The organism is Alphaproteobacteria bacterium (genome assembly GCA_018667735.1).
Taxonomy (GTDB): domain Bacteria; phylum Pseudomonadota; class Alphaproteobacteria; order Rickettsiales; family JABIRX01; genus JABIRX01.
Genome location: JABIRX010000027.1, coordinates 1 through 14,731 on the forward strand (window position 1 = coordinate 1; position 14,731 = coordinate 14,731).

The 14,731-nt window shown below is 31.3% G+C and carries 18 protein-coding genes, 1 tRNA gene and 1 other RNA gene; 10 read left to right on the forward strand and 10 right to left on the reverse strand.

The window, feature by feature from the left end; translation table 11 throughout:
• Positions 1 to 299: hypothetical protein (locus HOH73_02700; GenBank protein MBT5827768.1), on the forward strand; the 299-nt coding region annotated here is incomplete at its 5' end.
• 76 nt (positions 300 to 375) lie between these two features.
• Positions 376 to 1,098, forward strand: a complete 723-nt coding sequence (locus tag HOH73_02705; GenBank protein MBT5827769.1) for a hypothetical protein — start codon at positions 376 to 378, stop codon at positions 1,096 to 1,098.
• Here HOH73_02705 and HOH73_02710 read toward each other — a convergent pair.
• The 4 genes from HOH73_02710 to fsa all read right to left on the reverse strand — a co-directional run bounded on the left by HOH73_02710 (position 1,093) and on the right by fsa (position 4,307).
• The gene (locus tag HOH73_02710) at positions 1,093 to 2,079 is read right to left on the reverse strand and encodes a YhdH/YhfP family quinone oxidoreductase (GenBank protein MBT5827770.1); all 987 of its coding nucleotides are present in this window, start codon (positions 2,077 to 2,079) and stop codon (positions 1,093 to 1,095) included. The genes HOH73_02705 and HOH73_02710 overlap by 6 nt on opposite strands.
• Before the next feature lie 128 nt (positions 2,080 to 2,207).
• A complete protein-coding gene (locus tag HOH73_02715; protein MBT5827771.1) occupies positions 2,208 to 2,645 on the reverse strand; it encodes a hypothetical protein in 438 nt (145 codons plus the stop codon).
• Positions 2,646 to 2,714: 69 nt separating this feature from the next.
• On the reverse strand, positions 2,715 to 3,632 hold the full coding sequence (locus HOH73_02720; protein ID MBT5827772.1) for a tyrosine recombinase XerC: 918 nt from the start codon (positions 3,630 to 3,632) through the stop codon (positions 2,715 to 2,717).
• Between the two features lie 15 nt (positions 3,633 to 3,647).
• Complete coding sequence (gene fsa / locus HOH73_02725; protein ID MBT5827773.1) at positions 3,648 to 4,307, reverse strand: fructose-6-phosphate aldolase; 660 nt, start codon at positions 4,305 to 4,307, stop codon at positions 3,648 to 3,650.
• A gap of 67 nt (positions 4,308 to 4,374) precedes the next feature.
• Between fsa and serB the strand changes: the two genes are divergently transcribed.
• Genes serB through rsfS form a run of 3 tightly spaced genes read left to right on the forward strand, consistent with a single transcriptional unit; the run spans position 4,375 to position 7,552 of the window.
• On the forward strand, positions 4,375 to 5,283 hold the full coding sequence (gene serB, locus HOH73_02730) for a phosphoserine phosphatase SerB (protein MBT5827774.1): 909 nt from the start codon (positions 4,375 to 4,377) through the stop codon (positions 5,281 to 5,283).
• Positions 5,284 to 5,331: 48 nt separating this feature from the next.
• Positions 5,332 to 7,179: an ATP-dependent metallopeptidase FtsH/Yme1/Tma family protein gene (locus HOH73_02735; protein MBT5827775.1), complete on the forward strand. Its 1,848-nt coding sequence runs from the start codon at positions 5,332 to 5,334 to the stop codon at positions 7,177 to 7,179.
• A gap of 4 nt (positions 7,180 to 7,183) precedes the next feature.
• The gene (rsfS, locus tag HOH73_02740; GenBank protein ID MBT5827776.1) at positions 7,184 to 7,552 is read left to right on the forward strand and encodes a ribosome silencing factor; all 369 of its coding nucleotides are present in this window, start codon (positions 7,184 to 7,186) and stop codon (positions 7,550 to 7,552) included.
• A gap of 324 nt (positions 7,553 to 7,876) precedes the next feature.
• On the opposite strand, the gene HOH73_02745 is transcribed toward rsfS, so the two are convergent.
• The 4 genes from HOH73_02745 to HOH73_02760 all read right to left on the reverse strand — a co-directional run bounded on the left by HOH73_02745 (position 7,877) and on the right by HOH73_02760 (position 11,145).
• Positions 7,877 to 8,611: a TIGR02186 family protein gene (locus HOH73_02745; GenBank protein ID MBT5827777.1), complete on the reverse strand. Its 735-nt coding sequence runs from the start codon at positions 8,609 to 8,611 to the stop codon at positions 7,877 to 7,879.
• Between the two features lies 1 nt (position 8,612).
• Entirely contained in the window at positions 8,613 to 9,518 is a 906-nt protein-coding gene (locus HOH73_02750; GenBank protein MBT5827778.1) for a sulfite exporter TauE/SafE family protein, read from the reverse strand.
• Between the two features lie 45 nt (positions 9,519 to 9,563).
• A complete protein-coding gene (locus tag HOH73_02755) occupies positions 9,564 to 10,679 on the reverse strand; it encodes a hypothetical protein (GenBank protein MBT5827779.1) in 1,116 nt (371 codons plus the stop codon).
• 70 nt (positions 10,680 to 10,749) lie between these two features.
• A complete protein-coding gene (locus HOH73_02760; GenBank protein ID MBT5827780.1) occupies positions 10,750 to 11,145 on the reverse strand; it encodes a glutathione metabolism protein in 396 nt (131 codons plus the stop codon).
• A gap of 663 nt (positions 11,146 to 11,808) precedes the next feature.
• On the opposite strand from HOH73_02760, the gene HOH73_02765 reads away from it, so the two are divergent.
• Positions 11,809 to 11,883, forward strand: a tRNA-Thr gene (locus HOH73_02765).
• On the opposite strand, the gene tatA is transcribed toward HOH73_02765, so the two are convergent.
• Positions 11,884 to 12,072, reverse strand: coding sequence for a twin-arginine translocase TatA/TatE family subunit (gene tatA / locus HOH73_02770; GenBank protein ID MBT5827781.1), 189 nt, complete (start codon positions 12,070 to 12,072; stop codon positions 11,884 to 11,886).
• 61 nt (positions 12,073 to 12,133) lie between these two features.
• Complete coding sequence (locus HOH73_02775) at positions 12,134 to 12,973, reverse strand: hypothetical protein (protein ID MBT5827782.1); 840 nt, start codon at positions 12,971 to 12,973, stop codon at positions 12,134 to 12,136.
• Positions 12,974 to 13,030: 57 nt separating this feature from the next.
• Between HOH73_02775 and HOH73_02780 the strand changes: the two genes are divergently transcribed.
• The 4 genes from HOH73_02780 (at position 13,031) to HOH73_02795 (ending at position 14,637) form a co-directional block, all read left to right on the forward strand.
• Complete coding sequence (locus HOH73_02780) at positions 13,031 to 13,600, forward strand: aminodeoxychorismate/anthranilate synthase component II (GenBank protein ID MBT5827783.1); 570 nt, start codon at positions 13,031 to 13,033, stop codon at positions 13,598 to 13,600.
• A 15-nt stretch (positions 13,601 to 13,615) separates the two neighbouring features.
• Positions 13,616 to 13,921: a cell division protein ZapA gene (locus tag HOH73_02785; GenBank protein ID MBT5827784.1), complete on the forward strand. Its 306-nt coding sequence runs from the start codon at positions 13,616 to 13,618 to the stop codon at positions 13,919 to 13,921.
• A 35-nt stretch (positions 13,922 to 13,956) separates the two neighbouring features.
• A non-coding RNA gene (gene ssrS, locus HOH73_02790) (6S RNA) lies at positions 13,957 to 14,111 on the forward strand.
• A 7-nt stretch (positions 14,112 to 14,118) separates the two neighbouring features.
• Positions 14,119 to 14,637 (forward strand): 5-formyltetrahydrofolate cyclo-ligase, encoded by a 519-nt coding sequence (locus HOH73_02795; protein MBT5827785.1) that lies wholly within the window; start codon positions 14,119 to 14,121, stop codon positions 14,635 to 14,637.
• Positions 14,638 to 14,731: the final 94 nt, after the last annotated feature.

Consider the following 14,731-nt stretch of genomic DNA (forward strand, 5'->3'; position numbering starts at 1 on the left):
CACGAGCCGCAGCCGCAGCCTCAGCCGCAGGAGGAGGAGGACTAGAACCACCACCACCAGCACGAGCCGCAGCCGCAGCCTCAGCCGCAGGAGGAGGAGGACTAGAACCACCACCACCAGCACGAGCCGCAGCCGCAGCCTCAGCCGCAGGAGGAGGAGGACTAGAACCACCACCACCAGCCCCAGCCGCAGGATATGATTCAGATGTATCAGAAAAAGGTGCTTCAAGACACGAATCCTCAGGATTTCATCAAGGCAGAGTAAGAGATGGACAAGGAGCTAAAGGACCAGGGCGCTGATATACAAATATAAATAATTTGTCAAAATAGTTATTTATATTTGTTTCAATCATTAAATTATGCTATGCTATAATTAATGAGATATTATTTTAAATATAAATTAGCATTTTCACTTTTAGAACTAACCATTTTTATGTCAGCTATTGCATTTTTAATGGTGATAGTAAATTATTCTGGTGCATTAGTTAAGCAAAGCAAATTACAAAAAACTATCGGAGAATTAACCGCAATGCAAAGTGCTATAAGTACCTTTAACGCAACTTATGATGCGCTACCTGGCGATTTTAATAAAGCTAACGAAATTTGGCCAAGTGAACAAAATGGTAATGGGGATGAAAGGTTAGATGATATTAGCGAAGCAGATAGCAATTGGTATAACCATCTGCTTGCCGCTAAAATCATTAATAATTTTAATTTAGATAATGATAATAGACCAAAAATCTCGCTAACAAATTGGGGTATAGAACTAATTTATGACGATTTATGGTCTAAATATCAAGTTAGAAATATTTTAAGAATTACAGATAATGATAATTTAGGTACTATTTTAAATGGTGATGATGCTTATAATTTAGATAGTAAATTAGATGATAATAAACCTTATAGCGGTAATGTTCTCATTACCGCTTCAGATGAAAATTGTAATGAAAATGGTATGAATGGTTCTGCATATTGCTGTAGTGATAATTATGCTATGGTTAATGATGACTTTCAGATAAATAATGACAATATTAAAAATGCAAATTATCAAAGTGAAGCAACTAATTGCGCTTTCATATTCTATAAATTAAAATTATAATTTTACCAAAAAACGCCCAAAATGCTTACCCCCTAACATTAAATTAGCTTTGTTGCTAATTTCTGCTAGCGATATTTCAGTAATAAAATTTTCTAATTCGGCCCATAAATTAAATTTAGCAATCTCTAACCAAATTCTCACCCGCAAAGCATAAACACAATTAGCAGAACTAATGCCTCTTAAAGTAACCCCACGCAAAATAAAGGGATAAATTGAACTTTCTAGTAAATGGCCAGCCACATTACCACAAGCGCAAACCATGCCAGCATAATCTAATTGCTTGATTATGTTAGTTAAAGCAAGACCGCCTAAGTTATCAATTGCAGCTGCGTAATTACGCGTTAATAAAGGCTTAGAAACCTCAGATAATAAGGTTTGACTATCTAGCATATTAGCTGCTAAATAAGCTAAAGGATGATTAGCTATGTTTCTACTAGCTAAAGTTAATTTGGCTTTTTCTTTGCTTAATAAAAAACTAGAAATTAAACCAACCCCACCACTAACACCAGTGATTAAAATATCACGATTTGCTAAATTTTTAAAGTGATCCTGTAAAAATAAATAACTACTCATCGCCGTAAAACCAGCTGTACCAAACAGCATGGCCTGACGCAAAGTTAAATTATCAGGCTTTTTGACAACCCAAGCAGCTGGAACCTTGACATATTCAGCAAAACCACCCGAAATATTCATGCCTAAATCATAACCCGTAACTATAACTTCTTCGCCTTGCTTGAATTTAGCTGAATTAGCTTCTGCTACATAACCAGCCACATCAATACCCGGAATATGTGGATATTTACGCGTTATACCATGGTGACCTGTTAGCGATAAACAATCTTTGTAATTTAATGAAGAATAATTAACCTTAATTAATAATTCATCAGCAGCTAAAGCAGTGAAACTCTGTTGCTCTATTTGAACATTAAAATTTTTGCCTCTCTTTTTAACTACTAAAGCCTTATATGTGTTGTTTTGCATAAATATTATTATTTTAAAAGATGTACGAAACTTAATTTAAAATGTAACATAATACCAGATTAATTAATAAACTTTAAGCTATGCAAAAAACTTTCATATATTAGTTAATTTAAAAGTTAAACTCTAAGCTAATGATAAAGAAACTCCCGCGAAATTGTATGTTGCTCAATATCATACCAATAAGCTGAAGTGGCTTTTACATATTTAAAACATATATGCCTTGGCACATATATCGAGGAAATATTCTTAGCTTGATCATAATAAAATTCTGCCTCATTGCCAATAAATGCTAAAAAACTCAATATATAAATAGATGGGTATTTACCTTTAAATGATACCATCTCTATCATTGGTAAAGAAAGTGAATATTCACTAGAATTACCTATCCTTGCTAAACAGAAATTTAAATTGCTACCATAGAATTTTTTGTAAGCTTTTTGCTTGGCCAAAATATCTTGATGATGCTCTATGGAAAAAACTTCAGCAATGCGCCAATGCACAATCTTAGCTTGCTTGATTTGTTGTTTAGTTAAAAATTTAGCTGCAATTATCATCAATTTCGTCATTCTTGCTCTCCCTCAAAATGATTTTATTCATTTCTAAGATATAACATAAAAGCAAAGCTTAAGCAAAATTTATTTTGCTCTAGGGTGAAAATCTTTATATTTTTTATGTAAATTTTCTGCAGAAACTTTAGTATATCTTTCCGTAGTAGCCAAGGTTTCATGACCTAATATTTCCTGGATAGAGCGTAAATCAGCCCCATTATCCAACAAATGAGTCGCAAAACTATGACGCAGAGCATGCGGCGTTGCGTAATCTGGTAAATTATACTCTAAGCGTAATTTCTGCAGCTTTCTTTGGATAATACGCGGACTTAACGCAGCTCCCCTAACTCCTCTGAAAATTTCTTCATCCTCCGCTAAATTAAAGGGTAACAACTTTAGATAAGTGTAAATATGCTCTGCTAAATCAAGCATTAAAGGTACATAACGCTCTTTATTACCCTTGCCCAGAATAATTAAATATTCTGAGTTTAACTGTTTTTTAGTAAGAGATAAACATTCAGAAATTCTAATGCCAGTACTATATAATAAATAAATTATCACATAATCACGATAACTAACCCAATCTTGATTATTGCTTTTAAGCTCAGCTAAAACTTGTTCAAGCTGATTAAAACTTAAGGCTTTAGGTAAAGGCTTTGTTAATTTAGGGTGCTTTAAATGCTTGATTAAAGTAATCTCAGCCTGGTCACGCGCAATGTAAATTAAAAAACTTTTTAAAGCAGAAATCTCCCTAGATCTTGAATTGGCCGAAATATTTTCTCTAGCACGAAAAGCTAAAAAAGCCCTAAAATCATTCAAAGAGATAGAACTTAACTTAGTTAAAGAAATGGCTTGTGCGAAATATAAAGTGAAAAAATTAATTATAATTTTTAAATCACTATGATAAGCCGAAACAGTATGTTTAGAATATTTTTTCTGTTGAAATAAATAAGCTTGCCATGCCGCAATCTCTTGCGCTAAATCAGAAGTGAAATTTTGCGGCATGAACTTGCTCATTAATTATGCAATATTCTTTTGTCCAGAATTTTGCCAATCAGACATAAAACCAGCTAAACCACTTTCAGTTAAAGGATGTTTTGCTAATTGCTTAACCACTTTTGGTGGAATAGTTGCAACATCAGCACCTATCTTAGCACATTCAATTAAATGTATAGGATTTCTAATTGATGCAGCTAAAATTTGAGTGTTTAATTCAGGGTAATTGTCATAAATTGCTCTAATTTCAGCAATTAAACCTAAGCCATCATGACCAATATCATCATGCCTACCAATGAAAGGAGAAATGTAATCCGCTCCCGCTTTAGCCGCAAGTAATGCTTGGCTTGCAGAAAAACATAAAGTTACATTTACCGATATTCCTTGGCTTGATAAAGTTTTACAAGCTTTCAAACCTTCCCAGGTTAAAGGTAACTTAACAGTTATATTATCAGCTATTTTTTTAAGCTCTAAGCCTTCTTTAACCATTTCTGCAGCATTTAAGGCCGTAACTTCAGCGCTAACAGAGCCTTTTACTATACTGCAAATCTCAGTTAATATTTCTTTAAAATCTCTAGTTTCTTTTGCAACTAAAGATGGGTTAGTCGTTACTCCGTCAATTAAACCAGTTTCATTTAACTCCTTAATTTCAGTTATGTTTGCCGTATCTATAAAAAATTTCATTTGTCCTCTATATTTTAGTGAATTTTAGCTATATGCTGCATTTAAAATAAACCAGCAAAAGCTATAAATGAAGTATTATTTAATAATTGTCGCAAAACAAGCTAGTAAAGCACTATCAAACAGTGTTCTTGCTGATTTTAATAAACAATTAGAAATAAGAAATATCTTAGTTAATCATGTTAAAGAATTAGCGCCAAATGAAGCTTATGAATTTTTAATAGAAAATGTTAATGACAAAAATATTCTATTAAACGAAATAAAAATAACTTATGCTGATTGTGAATTTGATTTTTTTCTGCTAGAGCAAGAAAATTATGGCATAAAAAAAATGCTAATTGCTGATATGGATTCCACAATTATTGCCAATGAATGTATTGATGAAATTGCAAAATATGTCGGTAAATATCAAGAAGTCGCACAAATTACCGAGCAAGCTATGGCGGGCAAAATTAAGTTTGATCAATCCTTATTAGCACGAGTTTCAGCGTTAAAAGCAGTGACTAAAGAACAATTAGCTGAAATATATACAAAAAAAATCATCCTAAATCAAGGTGCCATAACTGTTGGCAAAACTATGGCAAAATATAATTGCCATACTGTGCTTGCCTCGGGTGGTTTTACTTTTTTTACCAGCAAAATTAAAGAAAAAATTCATTTTAAAGCAGATTATGCCAATAAATTAAAATTTATCGGAGATGAGTTAAGTGGTTATGTAGATTTACCCGTGTTTGGTAGTGACAGTAAATTAGAAATTTTACTAAAATTAGCTAAAGAACTAAACTTATCCACTAATGACATAATTGCGGTTGGAGATGGTGCGAATGATTTACCTATGCTTTCTGCACTTGATTCAGCTATTGCCTATAAAGCAAAATGGGTGGTAAAAGCAGAAATTTTAAATCAAATTAATCATACTGATTTAACCTCACTTTTATATGTGCAAGGTATAGCAAAAGAACAGTTCGAACTTGCTTAATTCCAAATCGTTATTATATTATAGAATGTCTAATTTAAATGGTGCTAAATGAATAAAAATACAAAAAATCTGATAATCTGGTTAGCAATTTTTGGTGTACTTATTATTGTCTCTAATAATTTAAGTGGAAATAGACAAAATCAACAATTAATTGATTTTTCTGACTTTCTCTTAAGTGCTAGATCTGGTGGCATAATTTCTGTGGAAATTAAAGATAATAATGTTATCTCGGGACTTACTAAAAACGGCACTAATTTTACAACTAACGCGCCAAATTACCCAGATTTAGTCAAAGAATTAGATAATGCAGGGGTTAGAATAAAAGTTAAAGCTGGAGATAATATGAAAACTAGCCTAATCGCAGCTTTAATTTCATGGCTGCCTTTTATTTTGATTATTGCTGTTTGGGTTTATTTTCTAAAGAAAATGGGTAAAGGAAATAATAACCCCCTTAGCTTTGGACGCTCAAAAGCTAAAATGTACATGAGTAAAGATACCAAAATCACCTTTAAAGATGTAGCTGGTGTCGATGAAGCAAAAGATGAAATTATGGAGCTTGTGGATTTTTTAAGAGCGCCAGATAAATTTAAAAAACTAGGTGGTAAAATTCCTAAAGGATGTTTGTTGGTTGGTAATCCAGGTACAGGTAAAACTTTACTTGCTAAAGCCATAGCTGGTGAAGCGCAAGTGCCATTTTTTAGTATCTCAGGTTCTGATTTTGTTGAAATGTTTGTAGGTGTTGGTGCAAGTAGAGTAAGAGACTTGTTTGAACAAGCTAAAAAAAATGCGCCAGCAATTATCTTTATTGATGAAATAGATGCGGTAGGTAGACATAGAGGAGCAGGAGTTGGAGGTGGTAATGATGAAAGAGAGCAAACTTTGAATCAATTATTAGTCGAAATGGATGGTTTTCAAGAAAATGAAGGAGTAATTATTATCGCTGCAACTAATCGCCCAGATGTACTTGATAAAGCATTACTTAGACCTGGTAGATTTGATCGTCAAATTACAGTGCCAAATCCAGATATAAAAGGTAGAAAAAAGATACTTAAAGTACATGCTAAAGCAGTAGCAATTGCACCTGATGTTGATTTAGAAACTATCGCTAAAGGAACGCCAGGCTTTGCCGGTGCCGAATTGCAAAATTTAGTTAATGAAGCAGCCCTACATGCAGCGCGCCATAATAAAAAAATGGTTACAATGAAAGATTTTGAATATGCGAAAGACCGAATTTTAATGGGTAGTGAAAGAAGATCTATGGTGATGCGTGATGAAGAAAAAAAGCTTACAGCTTTCCACGAAGCAGGCCATGCAATAGTTACAGTCTTTTCAGCAGCTTCAGACCCTATACATAAAGCTACAATTATGCCACGCGGTTCAGCTCTTGGTATGGTAATGCGCTTACCAGAAAATGATAAATTATCTATGACCACAGAAGCATTAAAGGCAGATATCGCCGTTGCTATGGGGGGTAGAGTTGCGGAAGAAATAGTTTTTGGTAAAGATAAAATTACTTCAGGAGCCTCATCAGACATACAGCAAGCAACTAAATTATCCAAAATGATGGTGCTTAAATGGGGTATGTCAGAAGCAATAGGGCCAGTTTTACATGAAATGAATCAAGAAGATTTTATCTCTAATGACAAAGCAAATTTAATTGATGAAGAAATTAAAAAATTAGTAGAAGAAGGTTATGCAACTGCTACTAAATTAATTAAAAAACACCTTAAAAAGCTTAATTTATTAGCAGAAGCTTTAATTGAATATGAAACATTATCGGGCGAAGAAATAAAACTAATTGTAGCTGGCAAGAAAATTAGAACAGCAAAAAAAGAAAGTAGCAAAAAAACAAATACTAAAAAAACCAGTTTAAATATAACCGAAGGTACAGCATAAATTTATGAACACTTTAAATAAACAAGAAATAAATGATCTAAAAACAAAGATCTTAGAAAATTTAGATGAAAGCAAAGCTAAAGATGTTTTAGCAATTGATCTAGATGGAAAAAGTGATTTATGCAGCTATATGATTATTGCGTCAGGTACTTCTGACCGGCATGTAATGTCTATAGCAGAAAAATTAATTTTAGAGTTAAAACAAAAAAATAACGAAGTGCCATATAGTGCAGAAGGTGTAACCGAAGGAAAATGGGCTTTGATAGATACATCTGCAATTGCCGTACATGTATTTCATCCTGAAGTTAGAGAATATTACGATTTAGAATCTTTGTGGTATAAACCAAACTCGCGTAATAAATTAGATAATTAAGTTTAGTTCATAGTGACAAAATAATTAAACTAGAAGTGAATTTGCCTAACATTTTGGCTGTAAATATAGATAGTTTTTTAGATAATTTGTAAAATAATTGGAGCTATATAAAGTGAACTAATATGCGGCAAAATGCTAAACTAATGCTGCTGCTTTGCATGTATTTTATCTTGAAGTTAATAAAAGATATTTAAGCTCAAAAGATCTAATTGCTTAGCTAATAATAATTTTGCGGTTTAATAAGTTTAATGAACCTTACTGTCTTTTTAATCAAATCTTAGTACTAAATATTTAGAAAAAATAGATAGTTAATTAACTTAATATTTACACTTTCCAAAAAATCATACTAGCAAACCAACCAGCAAAAATTGCAGCTAGCACGCATATAATACCATATAATAGCGAGCTTTCATGAGCCATATTATAAATAAATGCTTCAAAACCTGTTTTCTTCACTTCGATTGGAATAGTTTGCATACCTGTAATTTTATGGTCATTTATTAGGTAAATCTCAACATTATAAATGCCGTAAGGTATTTTTTTGGGAAAAGTTAAGTTAGTTTTAAATAAAGTGTCGCCCATAAAAGATATGTTATCTGGAGCTTTTTTATATAATTTATTGCTAATTCGTTCTTCTAAAATTGCACCTTTAAAATTAGATAACTCCTCTAAATGAGCTTCTCCACTATAATTTAAAGCAAGATTTTCAATACCAATATTTAAGTTTTTAAAGAGTAATTCATTATTGATGTTGCTAAGTGGAAAACTTGTATAATAATCATAAAAGCTATTTACATCATAAAACTTCATTTGCTTCTTATTTAACCAGATACCAGCAAATTTCTCTTTTTTTCGCACAATGAAGTTTTTTTTAGGGCCCCGCACAATTACTAAAATGTCACCAGCTAAATTTCTTGCGCCAAATAAGAAAATCTTCTGCCCCTGAAAACTAGTATCTATTAATATTTGATTTTGACTTAAATCAGAATCAATCGGCTTAGCGTTAATGGCAGGAGCAAGATAAAAATATATAAGGATAAGCGCAATAATTTTTTTCATCCTAAAAAACTATCACCTCAAAAGGATTAGTAGGTTCAACTAAAAAGCCATAAGTTAATCTAAATACTACAGCCAAAACCATGAAAGCAAGCAATACCCTTAATTTGTCTGCCGGGAAATAAACTCCTAACCTAGTACCAAATTGAGCGCCAACCACAGAGCTTGCAAGTAAAATTCCTGCTAAAATAATATCGACAGAATTAGTGGTAATAGCATGTAAAATAGTTACATTAGAAGTAATAAATATCACCTGGAATAAAGAAGTTCCAACTACGATAGAAGTAGGCATACCAATAATATAAATCATGGCAGGTATCATAATAAAGCCACCCCCAATACCCATAATAGACACTAACATACCAGCTAAAATGCTCACAGTAATTGGGATTATAAGGCTTATTTCTAATTTTGATCGCGGAAACTTTACCTTAAAAGGTAAGCTGGCAAATAACTTGTCTTTACGCGAGAAATCTTTTTTTACAGCTTTAATATTTAAAACAGACCGCACACTCTCAACTCCCATAGAAAGACCAATGGAGCCAAGAATAATAATGTAAGATAAAGAAATTACTAAATCAATTTGGCCAAAACTTTTTAGCCATTTAAAAATCATGATGCCCAAAGATGAACCAATAAAACCTCCTATTATTAAAATATAACCCATCTTGAAGTCAACATTTCTGCGGCGTGCATGCGTGATAAAGCCAGAAAATGAAGAGGCGATAATTTGATTGGCGGAAGAAGCTACAGATACGGTAGGAGGAACACCCATGAAAATTAATAAAGGAGTCATGATAAAACCACCACCAATACCAAATAAACCAGATAAAATACCCGCCCCAAATCCTGCCATTAAAAGCAATAAGATATTTATGGGCATTTCTGCTATTGGTAAATAAATCTCCATGATATCAATTATTTTAAGCTTTTAAAATAGCTGCTAATTTATAATTTAAAAGCTTAATTCTGTGCTAAAAGATAAAATTCTTGGGGAATTATTAGCAAAATAAGAATTTCGATCAGTATTTATTTGTAAATAATTTACTTTTAATTTTACATTTTTTAAAATTTGATAATTTAAAGAAAGAGCATCACTCTCATATTTTCCATAAAGATATGCTCTTTTATTTAAATTAAGAAATGATTTGCGATAGGCTATGTTCAAGCTATTAACTAAATTTTTAGTTTTGTATGTTTTAGCGGTTATATCATAAGCAAAATTATCACCAAATATACTATATGCTGCTAAAAAATAATAACCATAAAAGCTTATATCTTGAGCATTAGATATAGCTAAATCATTATGTACATATTCAAATATAAATAATGTTTTAGGGCTAATAAAGGCAAGCTCTAAAGCTCGGTTGCGCTGATTATCTATAGCAATGTTATCCATAATTAAATCAGCACTATCCGATGCACTTATTTCACTAATTTGATAAGCTTTAGTTTCAATGTTTTGTTCACTATAAGAACCGGCAAAATGTAGTGTAAATTGCTGTTGATCAACAAAATCTATGTTTTTTGCCAAGCGTAAAATTTTGCTTTTAAAATCATTTAAAATTACTTTATCATTAATATCTGCGGAAAATATAGCAGTAGATATTAGAAAATTCTTTAAGCTGAAATTATAATTTAAACCAAAATTTCTGCCTAGAAGGAAATTATTAACAGCAGGAGAGGTAAGAAAGTGATAATCTGTAAGTGAAGCCGCTTCTATAATAGAGTTTGGTGCGGTGAATTGACCAATCTTTAAGCTTTGTTGATCAAAAAAAAGATTAATATAAGCATCCTTAAGCTTAGTTTTTTTTGCACCAAAATCTAATTGTAATTTAAAAGCTGCGTTAATTTTTGTGGTTAAAGCTAAATCACTTTTTTTGTAACTTATTCTAGCATAAGGAACATTACTATTATTGCTCCTATCTTGCTGGTCATTTGCGATATAGTTTTTATTAAATAAAGCGTAAAAACTAAGATTATCTTTTAAACTATTTGGTTTAACTATATTCGTGGCAGATGCATTACTAGCAAATATCACTAAAAATATGTAGAAAAATCTTAAAAACATCGTAAGTGCAAGAATATATTTGGTTATATTCTTATTTTAACACAAAAATATATTTTTGTAAAAGATATAGTTACATAGAGCCTAAAAATAAAATATAAAGATTAGCAAAAGAGCCACAGATTATGCTAAAAAAAGTTAGATACATGCCTAATTTGCGTGGTAGCATTTTTATAGGCTCCTTGTTTAAGCTGTAAGCATGCAAAGACCGGCCAATTAATAAAGAGGCACCAGCTAGGTGAATAAATAAATAACCAGCCCCATTATTTTCAGCTAAAAAAATTAAAATTAAAGCAAATGGGACATATTCATTAAAATTAGCGTGAGCTCTAATTTTTAAAATTAAATGCTGATCTTGCTTATCGGAATTAATATCTATGTTCTCTTTCTTTCTTAGTTTTATTACCGCAAAAGATAGTTTTATATAAATTATGCCTAAAATTGCCGCGTAACAACTTGTCCAAAACATTATGTTCCTACCAATATCTTTAGTTAATCAACTTAATTAATATCTTACCTTATATTTTAATTACTTTCAAATAGATTAATTTAAGTGATATATTGCCACTTTATTTACTTGGTGCAAATTATGAATATTTTAGCTAAATTTTGCGCATAAGCTAGTATTATTCGTAGTAATATAGGAGAGTCTTCTATAGTTAGAATTAATTAACTCTATAGCTTTAAATTATGCCTATAATCGTTTATTTACCTTATATAAGCATAATGGCAAACAAATATATGCTGTTAATTATAATTAAATTAACAAAAATAAATAGAGCAATTTTAAGTAGTAAAAATATTTATTAGTAATAATGGAATTTTTCATTGAAGTAATTGTAAATGGCCTTAGAGCAAAAGATATTGTTGCAAGCTATGAGCTCGTTATGTAACAAATTACAGAGCCGCAAAATTAGAGTTATTTTGCATAAATTTGCAATTATTTACTTAGAAATTAACTCTAAGCGATATGTAACTGGGAATTTATGATGTAATATATTTTCCTTAGGTGAATTTTAGCAATTATAATGTTGCTGATAAAACTAAATAAAATATTTATTGTTTATTTGTGCTTAGATTTATATGCTTGTAAGGCATTTTATGAATTTAACTATAATTTAAATTTAATTATGCCGCTGTAGCTCAGTGGTAGAGCACCACATTGGTAATGTGGGGGTCGGAAGTTCAATTCTTCTCGGCGGCACCATTATTTTTGCGTGCTTTTCTTTTTTTGGATTTTTGCAGTAGCAGAATCCTTCCCTTCTTCTTTTAGCTCTTTTTTAAAGGATTTGATACCTTTAGCAAAATCAGTCATAATTTTAGAGACTCTTCCGCCACCAAATAAAATGATTACGATTAGTAAAATTATTAATAATTGCCAGATTCCTAAACTCATTTGCTACCTTTTTTCTTATTCTATATAAAAAACTGTTTTTTTGACAAGTAAATAATCAGTTTTATTCATTTTTATCAAGTTTTTTGCTATTACTAGTACCAATTTTAGTTTGAGCTTCATTAGCTGAAAAAATTGATTTAGTAGCGTTGCTCCAATTTGGTTTTTTATTTAGATGAATTTTTTTTTCCTTACGCGCAAAGTTTCCTAAAGCTGCATCAAACTTAATGTTTTTACTTAAAATATTAATATGGTCTCTTACACTTGCTTTTAATGATTCATTAAAAACCTGTTCAATCCATTTTGTGGTGTTAACAAAAATGCTAGTAATTTCATTGTATCTAAAGTGAAAATCACTACTATAGCCACCTATTTCTTTGCTTCTTGCTAATAATTCAAAATATCTAGCTAGCAATTCTGAGGCATGCTGTGCTTTGTCATATAATTCTAACTCTTTAAATAAAATTTGCCGAATAGCATTTTGAATTAAGACATGTCCTGATTGCACATATTGCATATCTAAATTTATAGCAGTGCTAAAATCTTTATTTATATCTAATTTACTTTCTTTTTCTAATGCATGCGCTATTTCATGTGCTAAAATATGTATATCTAAGGTTTGAATTTTAATTACATGATTTAACTCTTTAGTGAAAACTTTAAAAATTTTATTAAATTTACTTTTATTGCTGCTAATGCAACAGCCATGAAGCCTTTCTGCGCTGTTTTTTTGCTCCATGACAAATTCTACATTACCTATCTCTGCTTTAGTTAAAATGGCGTCTAAGCCTATTTTAAATAGGGGTATTTTATAAAGCTCTTTAAATTGACCAATAAAATTTGCAGTTTTTTGTGGGTCATCAAATTTAGCAGAGTTTAATAAAATTTTATCTATGCTTGTCATTATGCGCTTAATATATTAAATTATTAGTAACATATTTTTTAAAAAAATAAATTAATTATGTATTTATTAATCGATAATTATGACAGCTTTACTTATAATGTGGTTCATTATCTCAATGAGATAGGTGCAGAGACCGTAATTTACAGAAATGATAAAATTTCATTAAACGAAATAAGTAATTTAAAACCACAAGGGATCTTTATCTCACCCGGACCTGCAACACCTAATGAGGCTGGTATTTGTCTTGATTTAATCGCTGAGTTTAAGAATAAAATACCTATATTTGGGATATGTTTAGGACATCAAGCTATAGCGCAAGTTTTTGGTGGTAAAGTGATTAAGGCTAATATACCCATGCATGGTAAAATTTCTAAAATTCAGCATAAAAATCAAGGTGTATTCAAAGATTTACCCAATGATTTTGCCGCAACTAGATATCATTCCTTAATAGTTGAGCGGGCAACTTTACCAACAGAATTAGTGATTACAGCTGAAACTGAAGACGGAACTATAATGGGCTTAAAACATCAAGATATGCCGATAGAATCAGTGCAGTTTCATCCAGAAAGTATTGGTACGGAGCATGGCAAAAAACTTTTGCAAAATTTTATCGAAATTTATAATTAAGTAAAAACAAATAACATGGAAATTATAGCAATAAATATTGGTAATAGATCTTATAAAATTTCTTGTGCGGCTGGTGAAGAAAATAAAATTAATAAATTAGCAGCAAAATTAAATCAGCGTTATAAAAAGCTTGAAACTAATCTGGGTAATAAAGCATCGGCAGATATGATTCTAGTAATAATTGGCTTAATGTTAGAAGATGAAGTTGCAACTAATAATTTGGCAGATACTAAAGAGCTTAAAAATGAGAATAAAAGCAAAATAAAAGATATTTCTACTCGTATTGATGGCATCATAGAAAATTTGACCGATTTGCAATAAGTTATTGAAATTATACTTAAAAAAATATACAATATTATTAACTGCTTGGTTCGATTAAGGCTTTCAGCACTTCGGATCGATATTACTCTTTAGGGAGTGGTCACTGGGATTTGCCGTGGCATTTTTCACACTGCGCCCACCTTGACAAAAAAGGGTCTAAGTAGCAAGCCAACGGCCAAGCGGTTATAAAATTTAAAATGAAAAATAAAGCAGAACAAAGAGCATATTACCGTTTAGTTAGAGCAAAGTTAGCAGCAGAAAAAAAACTGCAATATGATCAAGCTATTAGAAATAAATTAACGCACTTAATTGAGCAGAAATCATTAGTTGCAATTTACGCGGCACTTCCAAATGAAATAGACCTCAAAGAATTAAGCATTAAAAATTTGCTTTTACCTAAGATGCAAGCTGATAAAACTTTAAAATTCTACGCAGCAAGCGAAAAGCTAAAGTTAAATGAGAAATATGGCATTTATGAGCCTATTGGTGTAACAGAACTTACGCCAGAAGTTATAATCTGCCCTATGCTCGCCTTTGATTTGGCTAAAAATCGCTTAGGTTATGGTGGCGGCTTTTACGACCGTAGTTTTAAAATTTATCATAATGCACTGAAAATTGGTGTCGCTTACGCAGTAAGCCAAGCTGATTTGGTCGTAACAGATTGTAATGATGTAAGCTTAGATTATATTGTTACGGAACAGCAGGTTATTAGTTGATTTTTTCTTAGCTTAAAAAACAAATATTGCCAAAATCTAAACCTAATATAAAGCAAGCAAAAGCGGCATTAGAAAGATAATATTGCTTGAGCTA

Bases quoted from the DNA above. Each gene is read 5' to 3' on its own strand.
- HOH73_02705 (MBT5827769.1), top strand. From the start codon at position 376: ATGAGATATTATTTTAAATATAAATTAGCATTTTCACTTTTAGAACTA.
- HOH73_02710 (MBT5827770.1), bottom strand. From the start codon at position 2,079: ATGCAAAACAACACATATAAGGCTTTAGTAGTTAAAAAGAGAGGCAAA.
- HOH73_02715 (MBT5827771.1), bottom strand. From the start codon at position 2,645: ATGACGAAATTGATGATAATTGCAGCTAAATTTTTAACTAAACAACAA.
- HOH73_02720 (MBT5827772.1), bottom strand. From the start codon at position 3,632: ATGCCGCAAAATTTCACTTCTGATTTAGCGCAAGAGATTGCGGCATGG.
- fsa (MBT5827773.1), bottom strand. From the start codon at position 4,307: ATGAAATTTTTTATAGATACGGCAAACATAACTGAAATTAAGGAGTTA.
- serB (MBT5827774.1), top strand. From the start codon at position 4,375: ATGAAGTATTATTTAATAATTGTCGCAAAACAAGCTAGTAAAGCACTA.
- HOH73_02735 (MBT5827775.1), top strand. From the start codon at position 5,332: ATGAATAAAAATACAAAAAATCTGATAATCTGGTTAGCAATTTTTGGT.
- rsfS (MBT5827776.1), top strand. From the start codon at position 7,184: ATGAACACTTTAAATAAACAAGAAATAAATGATCTAAAAACAAAGATC.
- HOH73_02745 (MBT5827777.1), bottom strand. From the start codon at position 8,611: ATGAAAAAAATTATTGCGCTTATCCTTATATATTTTTATCTTGCTCCT.
- HOH73_02750 (MBT5827778.1), bottom strand. From the start codon at position 9,518: ATGGAGATTTATTTACCAATAGCAGAAATGCCCATAAATATCTTATTG.
- HOH73_02755 (MBT5827779.1), bottom strand. From the start codon at position 10,679: ATGTTTTTAAGATTTTTCTACATATTTTTAGTGATATTTGCTAGTAAT.
- HOH73_02760 (MBT5827780.1), bottom strand. From the start codon at position 11,145: ATGTTTTGGACAAGTTGTTACGCGGCAATTTTAGGCATAATTTATATA.
- tatA (MBT5827781.1), bottom strand. From the start codon at position 12,072: ATGAGTTTAGGAATCTGGCAATTATTAATAATTTTACTAATCGTAATC.
- HOH73_02775 (MBT5827782.1), bottom strand. From the start codon at position 12,973: ATGACAAGCATAGATAAAATTTTATTAAACTCTGCTAAATTTGATGAC.
- HOH73_02780 (MBT5827783.1), top strand. From the start codon at position 13,031: ATGTATTTATTAATCGATAATTATGACAGCTTTACTTATAATGTGGTT.
- HOH73_02785 (MBT5827784.1), top strand. From the start codon at position 13,616: ATGGAAATTATAGCAATAAATATTGGTAATAGATCTTATAAAATTTCT.
- HOH73_02795 (MBT5827785.1), top strand. From the start codon at position 14,119: ATGAAAAATAAAGCAGAACAAAGAGCATATTACCGTTTAGTTAGAGCA.